The organism is Amphritea pacifica (assembly GCF_016924145.1).
Classification (GTDB): Bacteria; Pseudomonadota; Gammaproteobacteria; order Pseudomonadales; family Balneatricaceae; genus Amphritea; species Amphritea pacifica.
This window is the reverse complement of the sequence record NZ_JAFFZO010000001.1, coordinates 57,866-72,604: the sequence shown is the minus strand read 5'-3', so window position 1 is coordinate 72,604 and position 14,739 is coordinate 57,866. Positions and strand designations below refer to the sequence as shown.

The 14,739-nt window shown below is 48.3% G+C and carries 11 protein-coding genes; 5 read left to right on the top strand and 6 right to left on the bottom strand.

Going from position 1 to position 14,739, the window contains the following annotated elements:
- Positions 1-2: 2 nt before the first annotated feature.
- Entirely contained in the window at positions 3-1,076 is a 1,074-nt protein-coding gene (locus JW499_RS00315; protein ID WP_205208708.1) for a substrate-binding domain-containing protein, read from the top strand.
- Positions 1,077-1,587: 511 nt separating this feature from the next.
- Here JW499_RS00315 and JW499_RS00310 read toward each other — a convergent pair.
- Entirely contained in the window at positions 1,588-2,178 is a 591-nt protein-coding gene (locus tag JW499_RS00310; protein WP_205208707.1) for an NAD(P)H-dependent oxidoreductase, read from the bottom strand.
- A gap of 99 nt (positions 2,179-2,277) precedes the next feature.
- Between JW499_RS00310 and JW499_RS00305 the strand changes: the two genes are divergently transcribed.
- Positions 2,278-2,850: a TetR/AcrR family transcriptional regulator gene (locus tag JW499_RS00305; protein ID WP_205208706.1), complete on the top strand. Its 573-nt coding sequence runs from the start codon at positions 2,278-2,280 to the stop codon at positions 2,848-2,850.
- 212 nt (positions 2,851-3,062) lie between these two features.
- On the opposite strand, the gene JW499_RS00300 is transcribed toward JW499_RS00305, so the two are convergent.
- The 3 genes from JW499_RS00300 to JW499_RS00290 all read right to left on the bottom strand — a co-directional run bounded on the left by JW499_RS00300 (position 3,063) and on the right by JW499_RS00290 (position 4,896).
- Positions 3,063-3,683 (bottom strand): hypothetical protein, encoded by a 621-nt coding sequence (locus JW499_RS00300; protein WP_205208705.1) that lies wholly within the window; start codon positions 3,681-3,683, stop codon positions 3,063-3,065.
- Positions 3,684-3,801: 118 nt separating this feature from the next.
- Positions 3,802-4,467, bottom strand: coding sequence for a hypothetical protein (locus JW499_RS00295; RefSeq protein WP_205208704.1), 666 nt, complete (start codon positions 4,465-4,467; stop codon positions 3,802-3,804).
- 69 nt (positions 4,468-4,536) lie between these two features.
- Positions 4,537-4,896 carry a hypothetical protein gene (locus JW499_RS00290; protein WP_205208703.1) on the bottom strand — a complete coding sequence of 120 codons (360 nt, stop codon included), beginning with the start codon at positions 4,894-4,896 and terminating at the stop codon, positions 4,537-4,539.
- 872 nt (positions 4,897-5,768) lie between these two features.
- Between JW499_RS00290 and JW499_RS00285 the strand changes: the two genes are divergently transcribed.
- Positions 5,769-9,191: a hybrid sensor histidine kinase/response regulator gene (locus JW499_RS00285; RefSeq protein ID WP_205208702.1), complete on the top strand. Its 3,423-nt coding sequence runs from the start codon at positions 5,769-5,771 to the stop codon at positions 9,189-9,191.
- Positions 9,188-10,111 (top strand): response regulator, encoded by a 924-nt coding sequence (locus JW499_RS00280; RefSeq protein WP_205208701.1) that lies wholly within the window; start codon positions 9,188-9,190, stop codon positions 10,109-10,111. The genes JW499_RS00285 and JW499_RS00280 overlap by 4 nt, the downstream gene beginning before the upstream one ends.
- A gap of 169 nt (positions 10,112-10,280) precedes the next feature.
- Here the strand turns inward: JW499_RS00280 and JW499_RS00275 are convergent, their stop codons facing one another.
- A complete protein-coding gene (locus tag JW499_RS00275) occupies positions 10,281-11,153 on the bottom strand; it encodes a carboxylate/amino acid/amine transporter (protein WP_205208700.1) in 873 nt (290 codons plus the stop codon).
- Between the two features lie 521 nt (positions 11,154-11,674).
- Between JW499_RS00275 and JW499_RS00270 the strand changes: the two genes are divergently transcribed.
- Entirely contained in the window at positions 11,675-12,889 is a 1,215-nt protein-coding gene (locus JW499_RS00270; RefSeq protein ID WP_205208699.1) for a hypothetical protein, read from the top strand.
- Between the two features lie 272 nt (positions 12,890-13,161).
- On the opposite strand, the gene JW499_RS00265 is transcribed toward JW499_RS00270, so the two are convergent.
- The gene (locus tag JW499_RS00265) at positions 13,162-14,235 is read right to left on the bottom strand and encodes a GGDEF domain-containing protein (protein ID WP_205208698.1); all 1,074 of its coding nucleotides are present in this window, start codon (positions 14,233-14,235) and stop codon (positions 13,162-13,164) included.
- Between the last annotated feature and the right edge of the window lie 504 nt (positions 14,236-14,739).

Sequence of the window (14,739 nt, the reverse complement as noted above, 5' to 3'; positions counted from 1 at the left end):
ATATGAAACGAATTCAGGTTGTACCAAGCTGGTCGTTCCGGGATTCCGGTGGTAACCAGTTGAATCCCCAGCTGTTTTCTCTGTTGGGGGCAATCCATGACACCGGTAAACTGACCGAAGCGACGTCGCAAATAGGCATCTCTTACCGTCACGGCTGGAATCTGCTGAATACCTGGGCGGCTTTTTTTGGTTTACCACTGGTGGATATGCAGAAGGGTAAAGGTGCGACACTGTCAGCCCTGGGAGAGAAGTTACTCTGGGCAGAGCAGCGGGTGCTGGCGCGTCTGGAACCCCAGTTAGAGAGTCTGGCGTCTGAGTTGAATCTGGAGATTCACCGTGCCCTGGAAGGGGTGAGTCCATTGCTGCGACTGCATGCCAGTTACGGTTATGCTGTGGCGTTGTTACCGGGTTTCTCTGACGATATCCAGCTGGACCTGCAGTATAAGAGTGCCGAGGAAGCCCTGGCCTCACTCAACCGGGGTGCCTGTGATGTCGCCGGTTTCCATGTGCCCGTTAACGGTCGCAAAGGGGGGATGAGTGACGCGCTCTATGAAACCTACAGCCGTCATCTGAAACCCCGGGTACATAAGATCGTTAAATTTATCACCCGGCAGCAGGGACTGATGGTTAAACCCGGTAACCCAAAACAGATCACCGGGCTGAAAGATCTGCTGCGTAAAGAGGTGAAGTTTATCAATCGGCAGAAAGACTCCGGCACCCGCGCACTGCTGGATGAACTGCTGTTGCGTGAAGGCGTTAATAGTAAGAAGATCAGCGGTTTTGCCGATGAGGAGTTTACCCACTCCGCAGTCGCTGCTTTTGTGGCAGCGGGGATGGCAGATGTAGGCATGGGGGTGGAAGCCGCAGCCCGCCAGTTTGGTCTTGATTTTATACCGTTATCTTCTGAGCATTACCTGCTGGTGTGTCATAGCAAAACCCTGAAGCAGGAAGCGATGGGACGGTTGTTGGCGAGTATTCGGGGAGAAGCGTTTCAGCAAGCGGTGATGAAGCTGCCCGGGTATTCACCGGATGAGTGTGGGGTGGTGGTGCCGGTTGACTCTATTTTTACTGGATAGGTTAAAAGCCGTTGCCAGACCGCTGCTGCGCAGCTAGCCAGACGCGGCTTTGCCACTTGCAGGAAAATATCGGTATTACGCTTTTTGTGGGAGCCAACTTTTGCGGGAGCCACGCCCCCCCGTGGCGATTATCCTTGTTTTCCTCAGTGTTCTCTGTGCCCTCTGCGGTAACAATCACTAGCAATTTTCTTTCCTATTAAAGATGCGCGTGATGTTTTGAATACAGCGTAAGAGACAATCCGGCGACAATTAATTCAGCAATCATAGCGCTGACCAATGTCTGAGCTGGAACACTTCTGAATTGTGTTTTTTGTGGGAGCCACGCCCCCGTGGCGATGATCTTTGCTCTCCTCAGTGCCCTCTGTGTTCTCTGTGGTAAAAAATCATTAGCAGTTTTCTTTTCTAATAAAGATGCGCTTAAGTGTAGCGATTAGACACAATTCCAATACCCATGGCGATCAGGCTGGCGCCGGGTGGCATAGAGCCACCCATAACCTACGTTTCTGGACTGTTAAGAGGCGCAGGCCCCTAGCTTTCTTACCTGCTTCAACCAGCGCTCTACTGCCGCGGGTTTCGCATGGCTGGCACTACTAAACTGAATGATTCGGGTTGGTTTGAACCCGATAAAGCCAAATATCTGTTTGCGTAACTGATGATGCAAAGCGTTTTTATAAAATAGCCGCATGAATAAGTTTGGTGTATCTGATGTGACTATTACCCGTGCGGTGCGGCCTGACAGCATTGGGCTGGGTATGCCGAATTTTGTTACTTGCGTATCAAACACACGTCCCGGCAGAAAAGCACGATCAAACAGGCCCTTTAGTTTTGCCGGTATACCACCCCACCACAGGGGGGTCGACATCACCAGATGTTCACACCACTCCAGATCGCTAAGCACTTTTTCTAAAACGGGTTCAAGTGGCTTATAGGTTGTGTATCCCGCGAAACCATAATCACTGTCAAATTTCATATCGTGCAGATGCGCCATGCGTACTTCATGCCCAGCTTCACGGGCTGCATGTGCGTAGGATTCGAGCAGAGTTTTTGAGAGAGACTCTTGGGCTGGATGGCCATTAAGTATGAAGATTCGTTTGTGTTTCATGAGCAGACCTCTTAAATTGACCATGGTCATTATTCATATAAATTGACCGCGGTCAATTTATTTATTGCCAATAATTGTTTTTAAGGGCATCATGCGCACATGACAAAAACCGTACAGAAACGCACACTTGCCACTCGCGCCAGGCTGGTTGAAGCGGCAAGTAACGTTATTGCCGAAAATGGCTATGAAGCCCTCCGCGTCGAAGAAGTGGTAAAGAGGGCGGGTGTTGCTAAAGGCACTTTTTTTGCCCACTTTGCTGATAAAGATGCCCTGATGGATCGCTTAATTGGCGAGGGGATCAACCGTTGTTTAGATGAGCTGGAGCAGTGCAAAGCCCCTGCGGATGTTGAAGAACTGGTGGCTACACTCATGCCGTTGCTGGAGTTCATGACCTGCGAAAGATATGTCTTTGATGTGATTCTGCGTTACTCGGGAGCAGCTGCGATCGAACGGATCGGGGATATTGCCATGACCTTTGAGCGTCATGGCCAGGTGGTATCGGCATGGCTTGCAGATGGACCGTTTCGCCGTGATGTCAGTACGCAGCTATTAGCAGAAGGGATTCAGGCTTTTTCGGTACAGGCGATGGCGCTAAAGTTTTGCGCACTGCATGCCAGCGAAAGCATGGAAAGCCGTTTGCTCACCTATCTCAGGGCATGGCTTATTGTTTAAGCAGTAGCCAGACGAGGCTTCTCCACTTGCAAAAAATATCTGAATTGTCCTTTTTGTGGGAGCCAGCTTTTGTGGGTGCCACGCCTCGTGGCGATTTTCCTTGTTCTCCTCAGTGTGATCTGTGTTCTCTGTGGTAAAAACAGTAAGCCCAATCCTGGAGAACTGGCTTTAAATTAAGCCAGTTCTTTATTGCAGCCCTCTTTTTTAGTTCCTTATTTCAATAAAGTCTCGATACGTGCCAGTTTTAAATCATCTGGCGCTTTTTCCCGAAGGAGCCTGACTATCTGATCGACATCCTTGCCGGATATCAATGGGATGTTGCTTTTGGTTTTAAGGTGTTTATTGGCCCCTAACCCGGAATAAAAGCGAACAAAATTTTCATTACGGGTGATCACGGCTTCCTGCAGGGGTGTCATTCCATAGTCGTTAAACTGATCAATGTAGGCACCGCGGCTTTGATAATGCTGAGCTAACGACATAATCTGCTCATCACACTCTGATTCGCCCAACTCTGATGCGGTCAGCAAAATGTGAAATACACTTTGATTGCTTACCAGGCCGTCAGTGATAACAAAATGGTCGTTAAACAGCATCTGATCCCAGCGAAGCAGGTAGGGGATGTAAGGGGCCAGATAGTCAAACCCCTGGAACAGCGCACCATCATTCTGTTGGATCTCTTGCTGATTTTTGCAGCCGGCAATGGCCGCATAAGTAATCTGAAATGAGGGAGGAGTTGCTGCTTTCATCAGCCCCGTCATCAGAAGCAGATAACCGACCGCCGCAACAGCAAAAAGTAAAACAATACCCAGTGGAATAATAATCAGCTTTTTCATTTACTCATCCTTGAGAGCAGTTTCATTTAAATGATTCGGGCTCTGTTAGCTTTTGTGTTGGAGAGTATAGCGCGTTGGCAAAAGGTTTAAGCTAACCCTAATTGCTAAGTATTTAAGGCTACTTGACGAAAATTTTATACTCAATGTCCTGGGCCATTTTACTATATGCACCTTTTTCACGGTTATACATCGCATTGAATTTTAAAATATGAGTGCCCTTTGAAAGCGGTTTCAGCATGACCCAATAGCCATCTGTTGCTGCAGGGTATAGATTTGGCGGGCTGTATCTCTTTGGAACTAACCCCAGCAAATTAAAGCAGTTCTGAGAAGCGACCCTCATGCTTGTCGGATTTAGCGCTTTCATTGAATCCAGCTCTACCTGGATGGAAAGCAACTCGTCATTATTAAGTGCCGCACTTCTTTTAGCACTGTCACAGGACATTGAGCCTTCCGTTCTGGGCCAATAAGCCATATTTATTACAGGAAAGAATATGTACTTTCCCTGAGGTATTTCACATCTTCTTTTGATTTTTGATGTACCGTAACCGCCAGCGAGAAACCATACTTCACCTTGTTGCCCTACATGGCAATATTTACCTGTTGTGTCACGAACCGGGCTGATCTCTTTTGGCATTGTGTACGTCCACTGCCACCAAATATTGGCATATTCATCCAGATGCTTACCTGATACGGATTCTCCCGGATTGACTATGGCGTCTTCGAACGACAATGCATATGAGTTTGTTGCCAAACAAATTGATACTGCTAAAAAGATTGTTTTCATGACTTCCATGTCCCAGTTTGAGGTTACCACAAGCCGTATTTAGGGGGCGTTTTACATTGTGTTGCTGTGCTAAGGAGTATATACATAGGTGTACGCCACTAGCCCAGCCAACCACGGCCCAAGCCATATACTCATAAGGCCAAGAAAGAATACAAAACCTTCAAAACCTCGTGTTGTGATCAGGTAGTAAGGCAGGGCGGCTGGCCAGAAGAGGTAAATGAGAAAACCAAAATCAAATGGTTTCTTAAAGTCATTTGTTTCTGAGTCGGCGATCACCCAAATAATAGTAATAACGAGAAATATAAACCCCCAGAGAGACTGCGTTTCATCTGAAACGACCTCTCCCTGGCTGTTAAGCATGACCTCTACTACAGCCATTCCGAATGAGAGTAGAAGCAGTGAAGTAATAGAAAAATTTTTCTTACTCATGATTACAGATATCATTTATTGTCAGACTGAGGAGGACCCGGGCCGGATAACATTGAGAAAAGACGTATATCGATAAGAGATAAAAGAGGCAGTGCTGAACATCGTAATCTCCATTAAGACAAAACGAGAATGCGCGGTAGCATTCTTAACCCGGTGGAGAATCCCACCAGCGCTTTAACCTTTCCCTTTGTTTACCGATTTTTGCGCATTATATGGAGCAGCAAAAAGGCCTTTCTGTAACGATAAACTGAGCATAACGGCTGGATTGAAAAAAATAAACTGCTAGTTTTTCTCTTTCTCGGTGTTCTCTGTGCCCTCTGTGGTAAAAATACCTTCAAAAAATTGTCACCACAGAGGACACAGAGAGCACCGAGGGTTTATATACAGGCCTCTATGAAACAGTTCTTTGTTTGCCCTGTCCTGGGCGGCTTATACGCTTTCTCTGGCAAGCGACGCAGTCGCGTCGAACCACGAGAGTTTGTTTCTATACAGCTCCCCTCTGGTCCATCCGTGGTAAAAATACCCTCAAAAAATTATCACCACAGAGAACACCGAGGACACAGAGAAGAGCAAAGGCACATCTATCGGGATGTTCGCGTTGTTATTCTGTGCATGCTAATGCCCTGTCCTGGGGCGGTTCTTACGCTTTTTCGAACAAGCGACGCAGTCGCGTCGAGCCACGAACAACGAGCTACGTCTTAGCCTTTTTCCCGTCTGGCATAAACCATGCAGTCTGACTCTCTATAAAGACCAGTTTACGGAAAAACAGTTCTATCAGCTCTTTTGTGGTGCGTGTGTGTGCACTGCAGGAACTCTTCTGCACTGAATTTGTGCGTTTTTCGGGCCGTTTCAGAGGGTTAAGTCAGGAGTTTATGTCAGCTTTCCAGAAGATCCTTAAAGTTCGCCGCCACTATAACAAGTGGGTTGCTGACCAGACGCTGGAGGATTACGCGCTGCGCTTTACCGCGCGTAAAGGGCGGCATATGAGTATCTCCCGGGTGGGTAAAACGGCGCTGGGGGCTGCTTCATTTCTGGCACTTGAGGGGCTGGCGGCTGCGGTAACCCTGAGCTATGGCTTTACCAATACGGTGATGGCGATGGCGGCTGTCTGTATTGTGCTGTTTATTACCGGTTTTCCCATCGCCTATTACTCCGCTAAACACGGGCTGGATATTGACCTGCTTACCCGGGGGGCCGGTTTTGGTTATCTGGGGTCGACACTTACCTCCCTGATCTATGCCTCGTTTACCTTTATTTTCTTCGCCATCGAGGCTGCGATTCTGGCCTCGGCACTGAAGGCGTTGTTCGGTATTCCGCTGGCGCTGGGTTATCTGCTCTGCGCTATTGCAGTGATTCCCATCGTGACCCACGGGATTACCGCCATCAGCCGGTTTCAGGTGGGCACGCAAAATCTATGGTTAACACTGCAGCTGGCCGCAGTGGCGGTAGCGCTGTGGTTTGAGGCAGATAAGTTGCAGGGTTGGACAGAGTTCAGTCCGGGGATGGCCTCTACCGCCAGTGGTGAGTTTGACATCATCATGTTTGGTGCAGCGGTATCGGTGTTTTTTGCCCTGTTTGCGCAGATCGGTGAGCAGGTGGACTACCTGCGATTTATGCCGGAGAAAACCCGGGATAACAGAAAACAGTGGTGGTTCTGGCTGATTCTGGCAGGCCCCGGCTGGGTGTTTACCGGGATGATTAAGATGTTGTTGGGCTCCTTTCTGGCTTATCTGGCGATCACCCAGGGGATCGGCATCATCGAAGCTTCTGATCCGACCTATATGTATCAGCGGGTGTTCCAGCTGATGACCGGCTCACCGGAGATCGCCCTGTTACTGGCGGCGCTGATGGTGGTGGTCTGTCAGATGAAGATCAATGTCACCAATGCCTATGCCGGTTCTATCGCCTGGTCGAACTTCTTTTCCCGGCTGACTCACAGCCACCCGGGACGGGTTGTCTGGCTGGTGTTCAATGTCACCATTGCGCTGATTCTGATGGAACTGGGTATCTATCAGGCACTGGAAGCGATTCTGGGGATCTTTGCGATTATTGCGATCAGCTGGCTGGCGTCATTGTCTGCGGATCTGCTGATCAATAAGCCACTGGGACTGAGTCCGCCAGAGATTGAGTTTAAACGGGGTCACCTGTACGACATCAACCCGGTGGGGATGGGGTCGATGGTGATCTCTACAGCACTGGGGATGCTGAGTTATCTGGGGCTGTTCGGCGAGATAGCCCGTAACCTGTGTCATTTTGTCAGTCTGCTCAGCTGCTTTGTCTGTGTGCCCCTGATCGCCTGGCTGACCGGCGGTCGATACTATATTGCCCGGACGAACGAAGAGTTGAATCAGTATATTCGTCTGGTGCCGGTGCAGGGTGATGCGCGCACCGTGAGTATTGTCACCTGCGGGATCTGTGAAAACGATTTTGAGCGGGAGGATATGAGCTACTGTCCCGCTTATGATCTGCCGATCTGTTCCCTCTGCTGTTCACTGGATGTGCGCTGTCTGGATAACTGCAAGCCAAAGGCGCGGCTGTCCCGACAGGTGATGGAGATGCTGCATCTGTTCCTGCCCCGTCGGGCAGTGAAACTGGTCAGTTCCCGGCTGGGTAAGTTTATCGCCCTATTGCTGGTGGTTAATCTGGTGCTGGGGGCATTGCTGGCGGTGATATTCCGACAATTAGCGCCGGCAACCCCAGAGGAAACCGCCCTCGTACTACAAACCATCTGGACCCTGTTTTTTACCCTGTTTATCGCTTCGGGCGTGGTTACCTGGTTGTTTCTGCTGACCCATGAGAGCCGGGTGGTCGCGCAGCAGGAGTCCAACCGGCAGACCATGAAGCTGACCCGGGAGATCGAGGCACATGAACAGACCGATCTGGAACTGCAGCAGGCCAAGGAGCTGGCGGAGCGCGCGAATGCAGCCAAGAGTCGCTATCTCTCCGGTATCAGCCATGAACTGCGCACGCCATTGCAGTCGATCCTTGGCTATGCGCAGCTATTGCGGGAGCGTTCCAACCTACAGGAAGATCAGCAGCGGGGACTGGATATCATCCATCGCAGCGGTCTCTATCTCACCGACCTGATTGAGGGATTACTGGATATCTCGAAGATTGAGGCGGGCCGTTTAGATCTCTATCGGAACCAGGTGAATCTGCCGGAGCTGATCGAACAGCTGGCGGAGATGTTTCGTATGCAGGCGTTGCAGAAGGGGATAGCGTTTAACTGTCATATCGCCAATCCTTTGCCAAAACGGATTGTGACCGATGAAAAACGGTTGCGGCAGATTCTGATCAACCTGCTGTCTAATGCGATCAAGTATACCCCCAGTGGACGGGTGGATTTTGATATCCATTACCGTAACCAGGTGGCTGAGTTTGCTATCCGTGATACGGGCCCGGGTATTGATGAATACCAGATGACGCGCATCTTTTCGCCGTTTGAACGGATTCGAAACCGGGACACCGCCCATCTGCCGGGCACCGGCCTGGGGCTGACCATCGTTAAACTGCTGACTGAGATTATGGGGGGCGATCTGCAGGTGGAGAGCAGCCCCGGGCAGGGAAGCTGTTTCCGGGTGTCGATGATGCTGCCCTGGGTCAGCAGTGAAGAGCTGACACCGGTGCTTCAGGAACAGCGGATTATTGGCTATGAAGGTTATCAGCGAACCCTTTGTCTGGTGGATGATGACCCGGTATTGCGGGGGCTGCTGGCCGATATTCTGGTGCCGCTGGGCTTCAGTATTATGGAAGCGCAGGATGCCGATGCCTGTCTGGCGCTGTTGCAGCAGAATGAGCCGGATCTGTTTCTGCTGGATATCTCCATGCCGGGGATGTCGGGTTTACAGTTGGCCAGCATTCTGCGGCAGCGTAAAGTCGCCGGTAAAGTTGTGATGTTGTCCGCCGATGCCCGGGAGCTTTCCGCCAGGGAAGATGGCCATGATAGCTATGATGATTATCTGGTTAAACCGGTGGCGAATCATCAATTGCTGGAAACGCTGGGGCGCTACCTTGAGCTGAAGTGGATCTACCGGGGCGGTTCAGAACCGCTGAAAGCGGAAGAGGCCGGGCCGCCGCTGGCCCCGGTTGTTGAGATTATGCAGCCGGATCATCCGTTGCTGATGGAACTGAAAAACTGTGCCGAACTGGGTTATCACAAAGGGGTGATGCAGTGCCTTAAAGAGATCGAAAGGCTGGAGGTTCTGTCCGTAGGGGCATTAACACATCTGCGCCAGCTCAGTGAAAGTTTTCTGTTTGATAAATTGGTGGTGTATCTGGAGAAGCGGAATCAATGAATATGAGAGAGAGCGGATCAGATCGTAATGACGTGGTGCTGGTGGTGGATGATTCCCCCAATGCGCTGAGTCTGATTAACGATGCCCTGGAGGGGGCCGGGCTGGATATTCTGGTGGCGCTGGAGGGGCGTCAGGCACTCACCATCTGCAAGCGTATCCGCCCCGATATTATCCTCATGGATGCGGTGATGCCGGTAATGGATGGCTTTGATACCTGCCGTATGCTGAAGGCTGATCCCGATCTGGCCACCATACCGGTGGTCTTTATGACCGGTCTGACCGATACCGATGATATCGTGCGCGGGCTGGATTGTGGCGGAGTGGATTATCTGACCAAACCGATCAGTCCCAATGAGTTATTGGCACGTATCCGGGTGCATCTGGGTAACGCCCGCCAGACCAGCAGTGTTCACAGCGCGCTGGACAGCACCGGCCAGCATCTGCTGACGGTGGGCAGGGAAGGTCTGTTGCGCTGGGCAACTCCCCGGGCCTATGCGCTGTTGGGCCGGGCAGGGGTGACCGAGCAGATGCAGGAGGAGAGTCTGATACCTCAGATCAGTCACTGGCTGTCTCACAACCCTTTAGAACAGGAGCGGATGGCCGTTAAAAACCTCGACTACCCATTAACCCTGAAGCTGATCGGCTATCAGAGCAATGGCGATGTGCTGATGCAACTGATCGATGGCAATAAGCCCACCGGCGCCGAGCTGCTCAGGCAGGAGCTGGAACTGACCGAGCGGGAAGCGGAGGTATTGTTCTGGCTCGCCAACGGTAAAACCAACCGCGATATTGCTGAAATTCTCGAAATCAGCCCCCGCACCATCAACAAACATCTGGAACAGATCTTCCCCAAACTCGGTGTCGAAAATCGCACCGCGGCGGCGGGCGTGGCTTTGAGACTGATTGCCAGTCATGAATAAAATCAGTAGCTAGAACGTCACAAAGAGCGTGACTTGCTAGTAGTTAGTGGCTAGGAAGAGCCTTCTTAATGTACTCCATAACTAGTGTTTAAGTCGGGTGCCTGTAAGGCAGTTGTTGGTATTGCCTGTTTAGTGGCTTCGGTTTCAAAAATCGCTATCAGGAGCAGGCTTAGGCCGTTTTTGCCTGTTGGATACGTTGGTTGAATTTATCGTTTATCATGAGTGCTAACAGATTAATTGCCCCTCCGATCGACAGGCGCAAAATATCCGCATCACGGTTCCAGAATAAAACATTAACGACAATGCCCGCAGGGATTAGCAGGTTGTTGGCGACAGCCAGTGTCCCGACGCTGACTTGCGTTGCCCCCTTGTTCCAGGCGAAATAGCCCAGACCTGACGCAACGAGTCCTAAATAGGTCAAAATTGACCATTGCAGGGGGGTAGTCGGTAGTTTATCCGGGTTGCCAAGGATGAGATAACAGGGGATCACAACCGCTAAAGCACCAATAAAAAACCAGCCAAACACGGTGCGCTGAGGCAGGTCCGGGCGCTCTTTTGCAATGATACGTTTGTAACCCACTTGCCCTGCGGCAAAGCATACGTTAGCGCCTTGTACGATCAACAAACCCTTCAGATAGCCTTCATCCACCCCTTGATAGCGAATAGTGATCGCGCCAATAACGGCTAATAATGCACTGATAATAAAACCAATATTCAGCCGGTGATCGAGTAAGTCATTCAGCAGGGTGATGTAAATGGGCGTCATGACGGTGAAGAGTAAAACTTCGGGTACAGACAGGTATAAAAAGGATTGGTAATAAAAGCCATACATGATGCCAAGCTGAAAAGCCCCACACACCATCAGCAGAAAAGCGACTTTAGGCTCGATTTGACGCAGCTTCAGAAAAGGTAAAAAGATCAGTGTCGCCAGGGCGACACGCATCAATACCGAAAACCAGGCATCGACCTGCCCCGCGAGATACACCCCGATCAGGCTGAACGAAAACGCCCATAAAATAGTGACGGCAACCAGTATTGGCATGACAGTTAAGTCCATATAGATAAAGTGGCGCTCAGTTTAGCGACTTCTCTCGTCAGGGTAAAACTGTTCACGAAAATAGTTATTAATGGATACTGCTGGGTGTTTTGTGATCGATCTTTGGGGCAGTGGCTAGACGTCGCTTCGCGACTTGCTAGTCGTTAGTGGCTAGGAAAAGCCTTCTTAGTAGGATTTAGTGGTGTGCGTTTGAGTTAAGTGCGCTGTAAGCTGTTGTTGGTTTTGGCAGTTTATTTTCTTCAGTTAAGCGGTTATGCTGGCTTTATCGTTAGATAAGGGGTGTTTTGCGGCTTAGAGCTCCGTAAAACATCAGAAACAAAGGGATAAGTTGGAACGCTGGTGGGGTTCTCCACCGGATTAAGAATGCAACTGCGCATTTTCGTTTTTGTCTTAAGGGAGATCGCGATGTTTAAAACTTCCTCTTTACTATCTGATAGTTACTATGCCTTTTGGCAATATTGCCCGGTGTTAAATTGATCACCCCCCTAAAATACTAGAGATACGATATGGTGGATAGAAGATTAGAGTTGCTTGATTATATAAGAACTTTGTATGACAGACAGAATAGTAGAGCTTCTAAAGCCGGTATGACTTTCTGGACAATTCTTGCTGGGATGATATACGTTGTTTGGCAATTGCTTCAAACTCTTTCAGATCTTGAGGTGAAAACGTCAAGCCTTTCAGATTTTTATAGGTCATTCAGCCAAATTCATTTGGTTATTATTTCTATTTCATTTTTAATTGTTTTAGGTAGAAAGTCTAATGTTAAGCGCGACTTGGATTACAGGGTTTTTCGAGAGGAAGGAGGAGTGATCGCTGTTGTAGTATTAATGTTTATTTTTCTAGGGTCACCTTTGTTTGCAATAAATTATATTATAAAGTTCGAAGTTGTAGCCTCATATTTTTCATGGCAAGTGATGATAAATTATTACGCTTTAGTTTTTGTTGTGGTTACTTTAATTGCAGGTTTTTTTTATGAGATATTTAAAAGGAAAGAGGAGCAGTTTCCTCCAGTGTCAACATTGATTTCTGACTCGTCTGCTCTTACAAGAGCCTTCAAAACTGTAATATCCTTAGTGCTTATTGAAATTTCTATAGGAAATTCTTTGAATACTATAACTGATGTATATGGTTCTGATAATATAGCTAAAACACAAATGGCTGCATTTGATATTTCATTATTGATATTTGGTTGTTTTTTTCTTTTCAGGAATGGTAAAACAGACGAGCGACTAGACCGTTTAGCGAGTTTTGAGCGTGACATATTGGTTCACAATCTTTCAGAAAAAGAAATAATTGAAAGATTGCAGGATGATTTTTTAGGAAAATATTTAGGTGATTGGATTTCACAAAAATTGAGCGATATAAAAGAAAAAGCACAAGTTCTTATTAATCATTCTCAAGGTTCTAGCGAAATACTTCGTGAAGTAGAATCAATTGACTTGGCCTACGAACGAGAAAGAACCGGGCGGGTTGGTGAATATTTGGCTGATCTAGAAGAGAAAAATGAGTCGTATCTAAAAAGCCTAACTCCACTTGTAAATTGGCTAGAAAAATTGAGTAATCAAGCGGCTCTACATAAAGATGATATTATGCTTGTATTGGTTAAAGAAAGTATATCTGATATTAACAAAAGTAGTAAAGATGTCAGAGAAGAAGTGAATTGCGCGATATCTAATCTGAAAGGATGGCTTGAAAAATATAGCAATAGAGCAGAGTGAGCTAAAATTCTTCTTTAATTTTCAAAATAAACAGATAAAAATAATCGGGTCATATCACTTTAAAGGGTCAAAGCCCTTTAACTCTGATAAAGATAACAGATCTATTTTCCAAAGTGATGATATAAACAGCCACTACAATATTCCCCCGCTCTTACGAACAACGAGCAAGTCACGCTCTTTGTGACGTTCGAGCTACGAGCGACGGCTTTTGCTTTTCCTAGCAAGCGAAGCGTCTAACCCCTAGCCACTGCTTTCCCCGACTGCTTTCCCCGTCAGACTATAATCCGGGATCCTTCCATCGCTTTAGCTTCATACATTTTTTTATCTGCGATGCCGATCATGTCATCCAGGCTCATGTGTTGTCCGGGGCCGGTGTCCACAATACCCACACTCAGCGAAAAGTCCGGATGCATTTCGGCAAAGCTTGCGATTATTCTTTCAGCCACAGCTTGCGCAGACTGGGCATCCGCGTCAGGCAACATGATGCAAAACTCATCGCCGCCGTAGCGGCAGGGGACATCCGATTCCCGAATATGTTGTCTGATACATTCTGAAATGACTTTTAAAACTTCATCGCCTTTCAGGTGTCCGTGCTGATCATTAATCTGCTTAAAATTATCGATATCGAAGTAGATCAGTGCAAAAGAGGCCTTGCGTCGGGTAAGTGAAGCCAGTAGTACACTGGCCAGTTCACGCATCGCCCGCTGATTATTGATACCCGTCAGCGGATCTTTTTTAGCCAGTTCCTCCAGCTGGGCAGTGCGTTCCGACACTTTCACCTCAAGGCTATTGGCATACATCTCGGTTTTCTTCTTAGCCAGCTCCAGTTCAGAGATCATGCTGGAAATATAGGTATCAAATACCAGCGTCGTATCGAAATACAACAATTTGTCTAAGGCCTCTTTTGTCTGTCTGAGGACTTCAGCGTCAGTCATAGACTGATCGAGCACTTCAAAGAGAATCAGTTTCAGTGAACAGATCGCGCTCAGATAGAGTTTTGGTTCAACCCCAATTCTTTTATGAACCATCCCGATACGTAAGCGGTTGTTGACATAAGTACTGTCATACTGGCCTGAAAACAGGTCGAGAATATACTGATGCTGTGCGCCTTTCAGCCGGTTCAGAGTGTCCGCATCACCGATCAGTACAGCGATTTCATCAATGGCCAGCTGAGAGATATAGAAGCGTTCAACAATTGAATCCACCTGCGCATTGATAAGCGGAAGTACGTCTTTAAGCAGTTCAAAGTGACTCAGGGAAAGCGCAGCAAGTTCGAGCCTGCTCTGGATCTCCGCATCACTAATTTTCATCTGGTCCAACAGTGTCTGATGTGTTCGAAGCATCATTTTACCCCTGGCTGCTGATTTCCTTTCAACTAAGACCCTTACAGTCTCGAGCGGCAATAGCTTATTCCACTAAATACCATAGTAGTTTAGTCAAGTAAAATTGCTTGCTATCAGTACCCATGATGAGGAAGTAACGGATTCTCTTTTCAGATTCTCTATCACCAAATCCAGATCGCTTTTGTTGAGCAACGAACAACATGTTTTGCCTTTGCCTTTGCCTTTGCCTTTCCTAGCAAGCAAAGCGTCTAACGCCTAGCCACTAGAGACTTTTCAGATAAAGGCAGCAGATATATTTTCCAAAGTGACAATGTGAATTTCCCTACAATATTCACCCGCTCTTCCGAGCCACAAGCAAGTCACGCCCTTTGTGACGTTCGAGCGACGAGTAACGTCTTTTGACGTTGCTTTACCTAGCAAGCGAAGCGTCTAACTCCTAGCAACTAGCTACTTTTTTCCCCGCTCTTCCGAGCCACAAGCAAGTCACGCCCTTTGTTACGTTCGAGC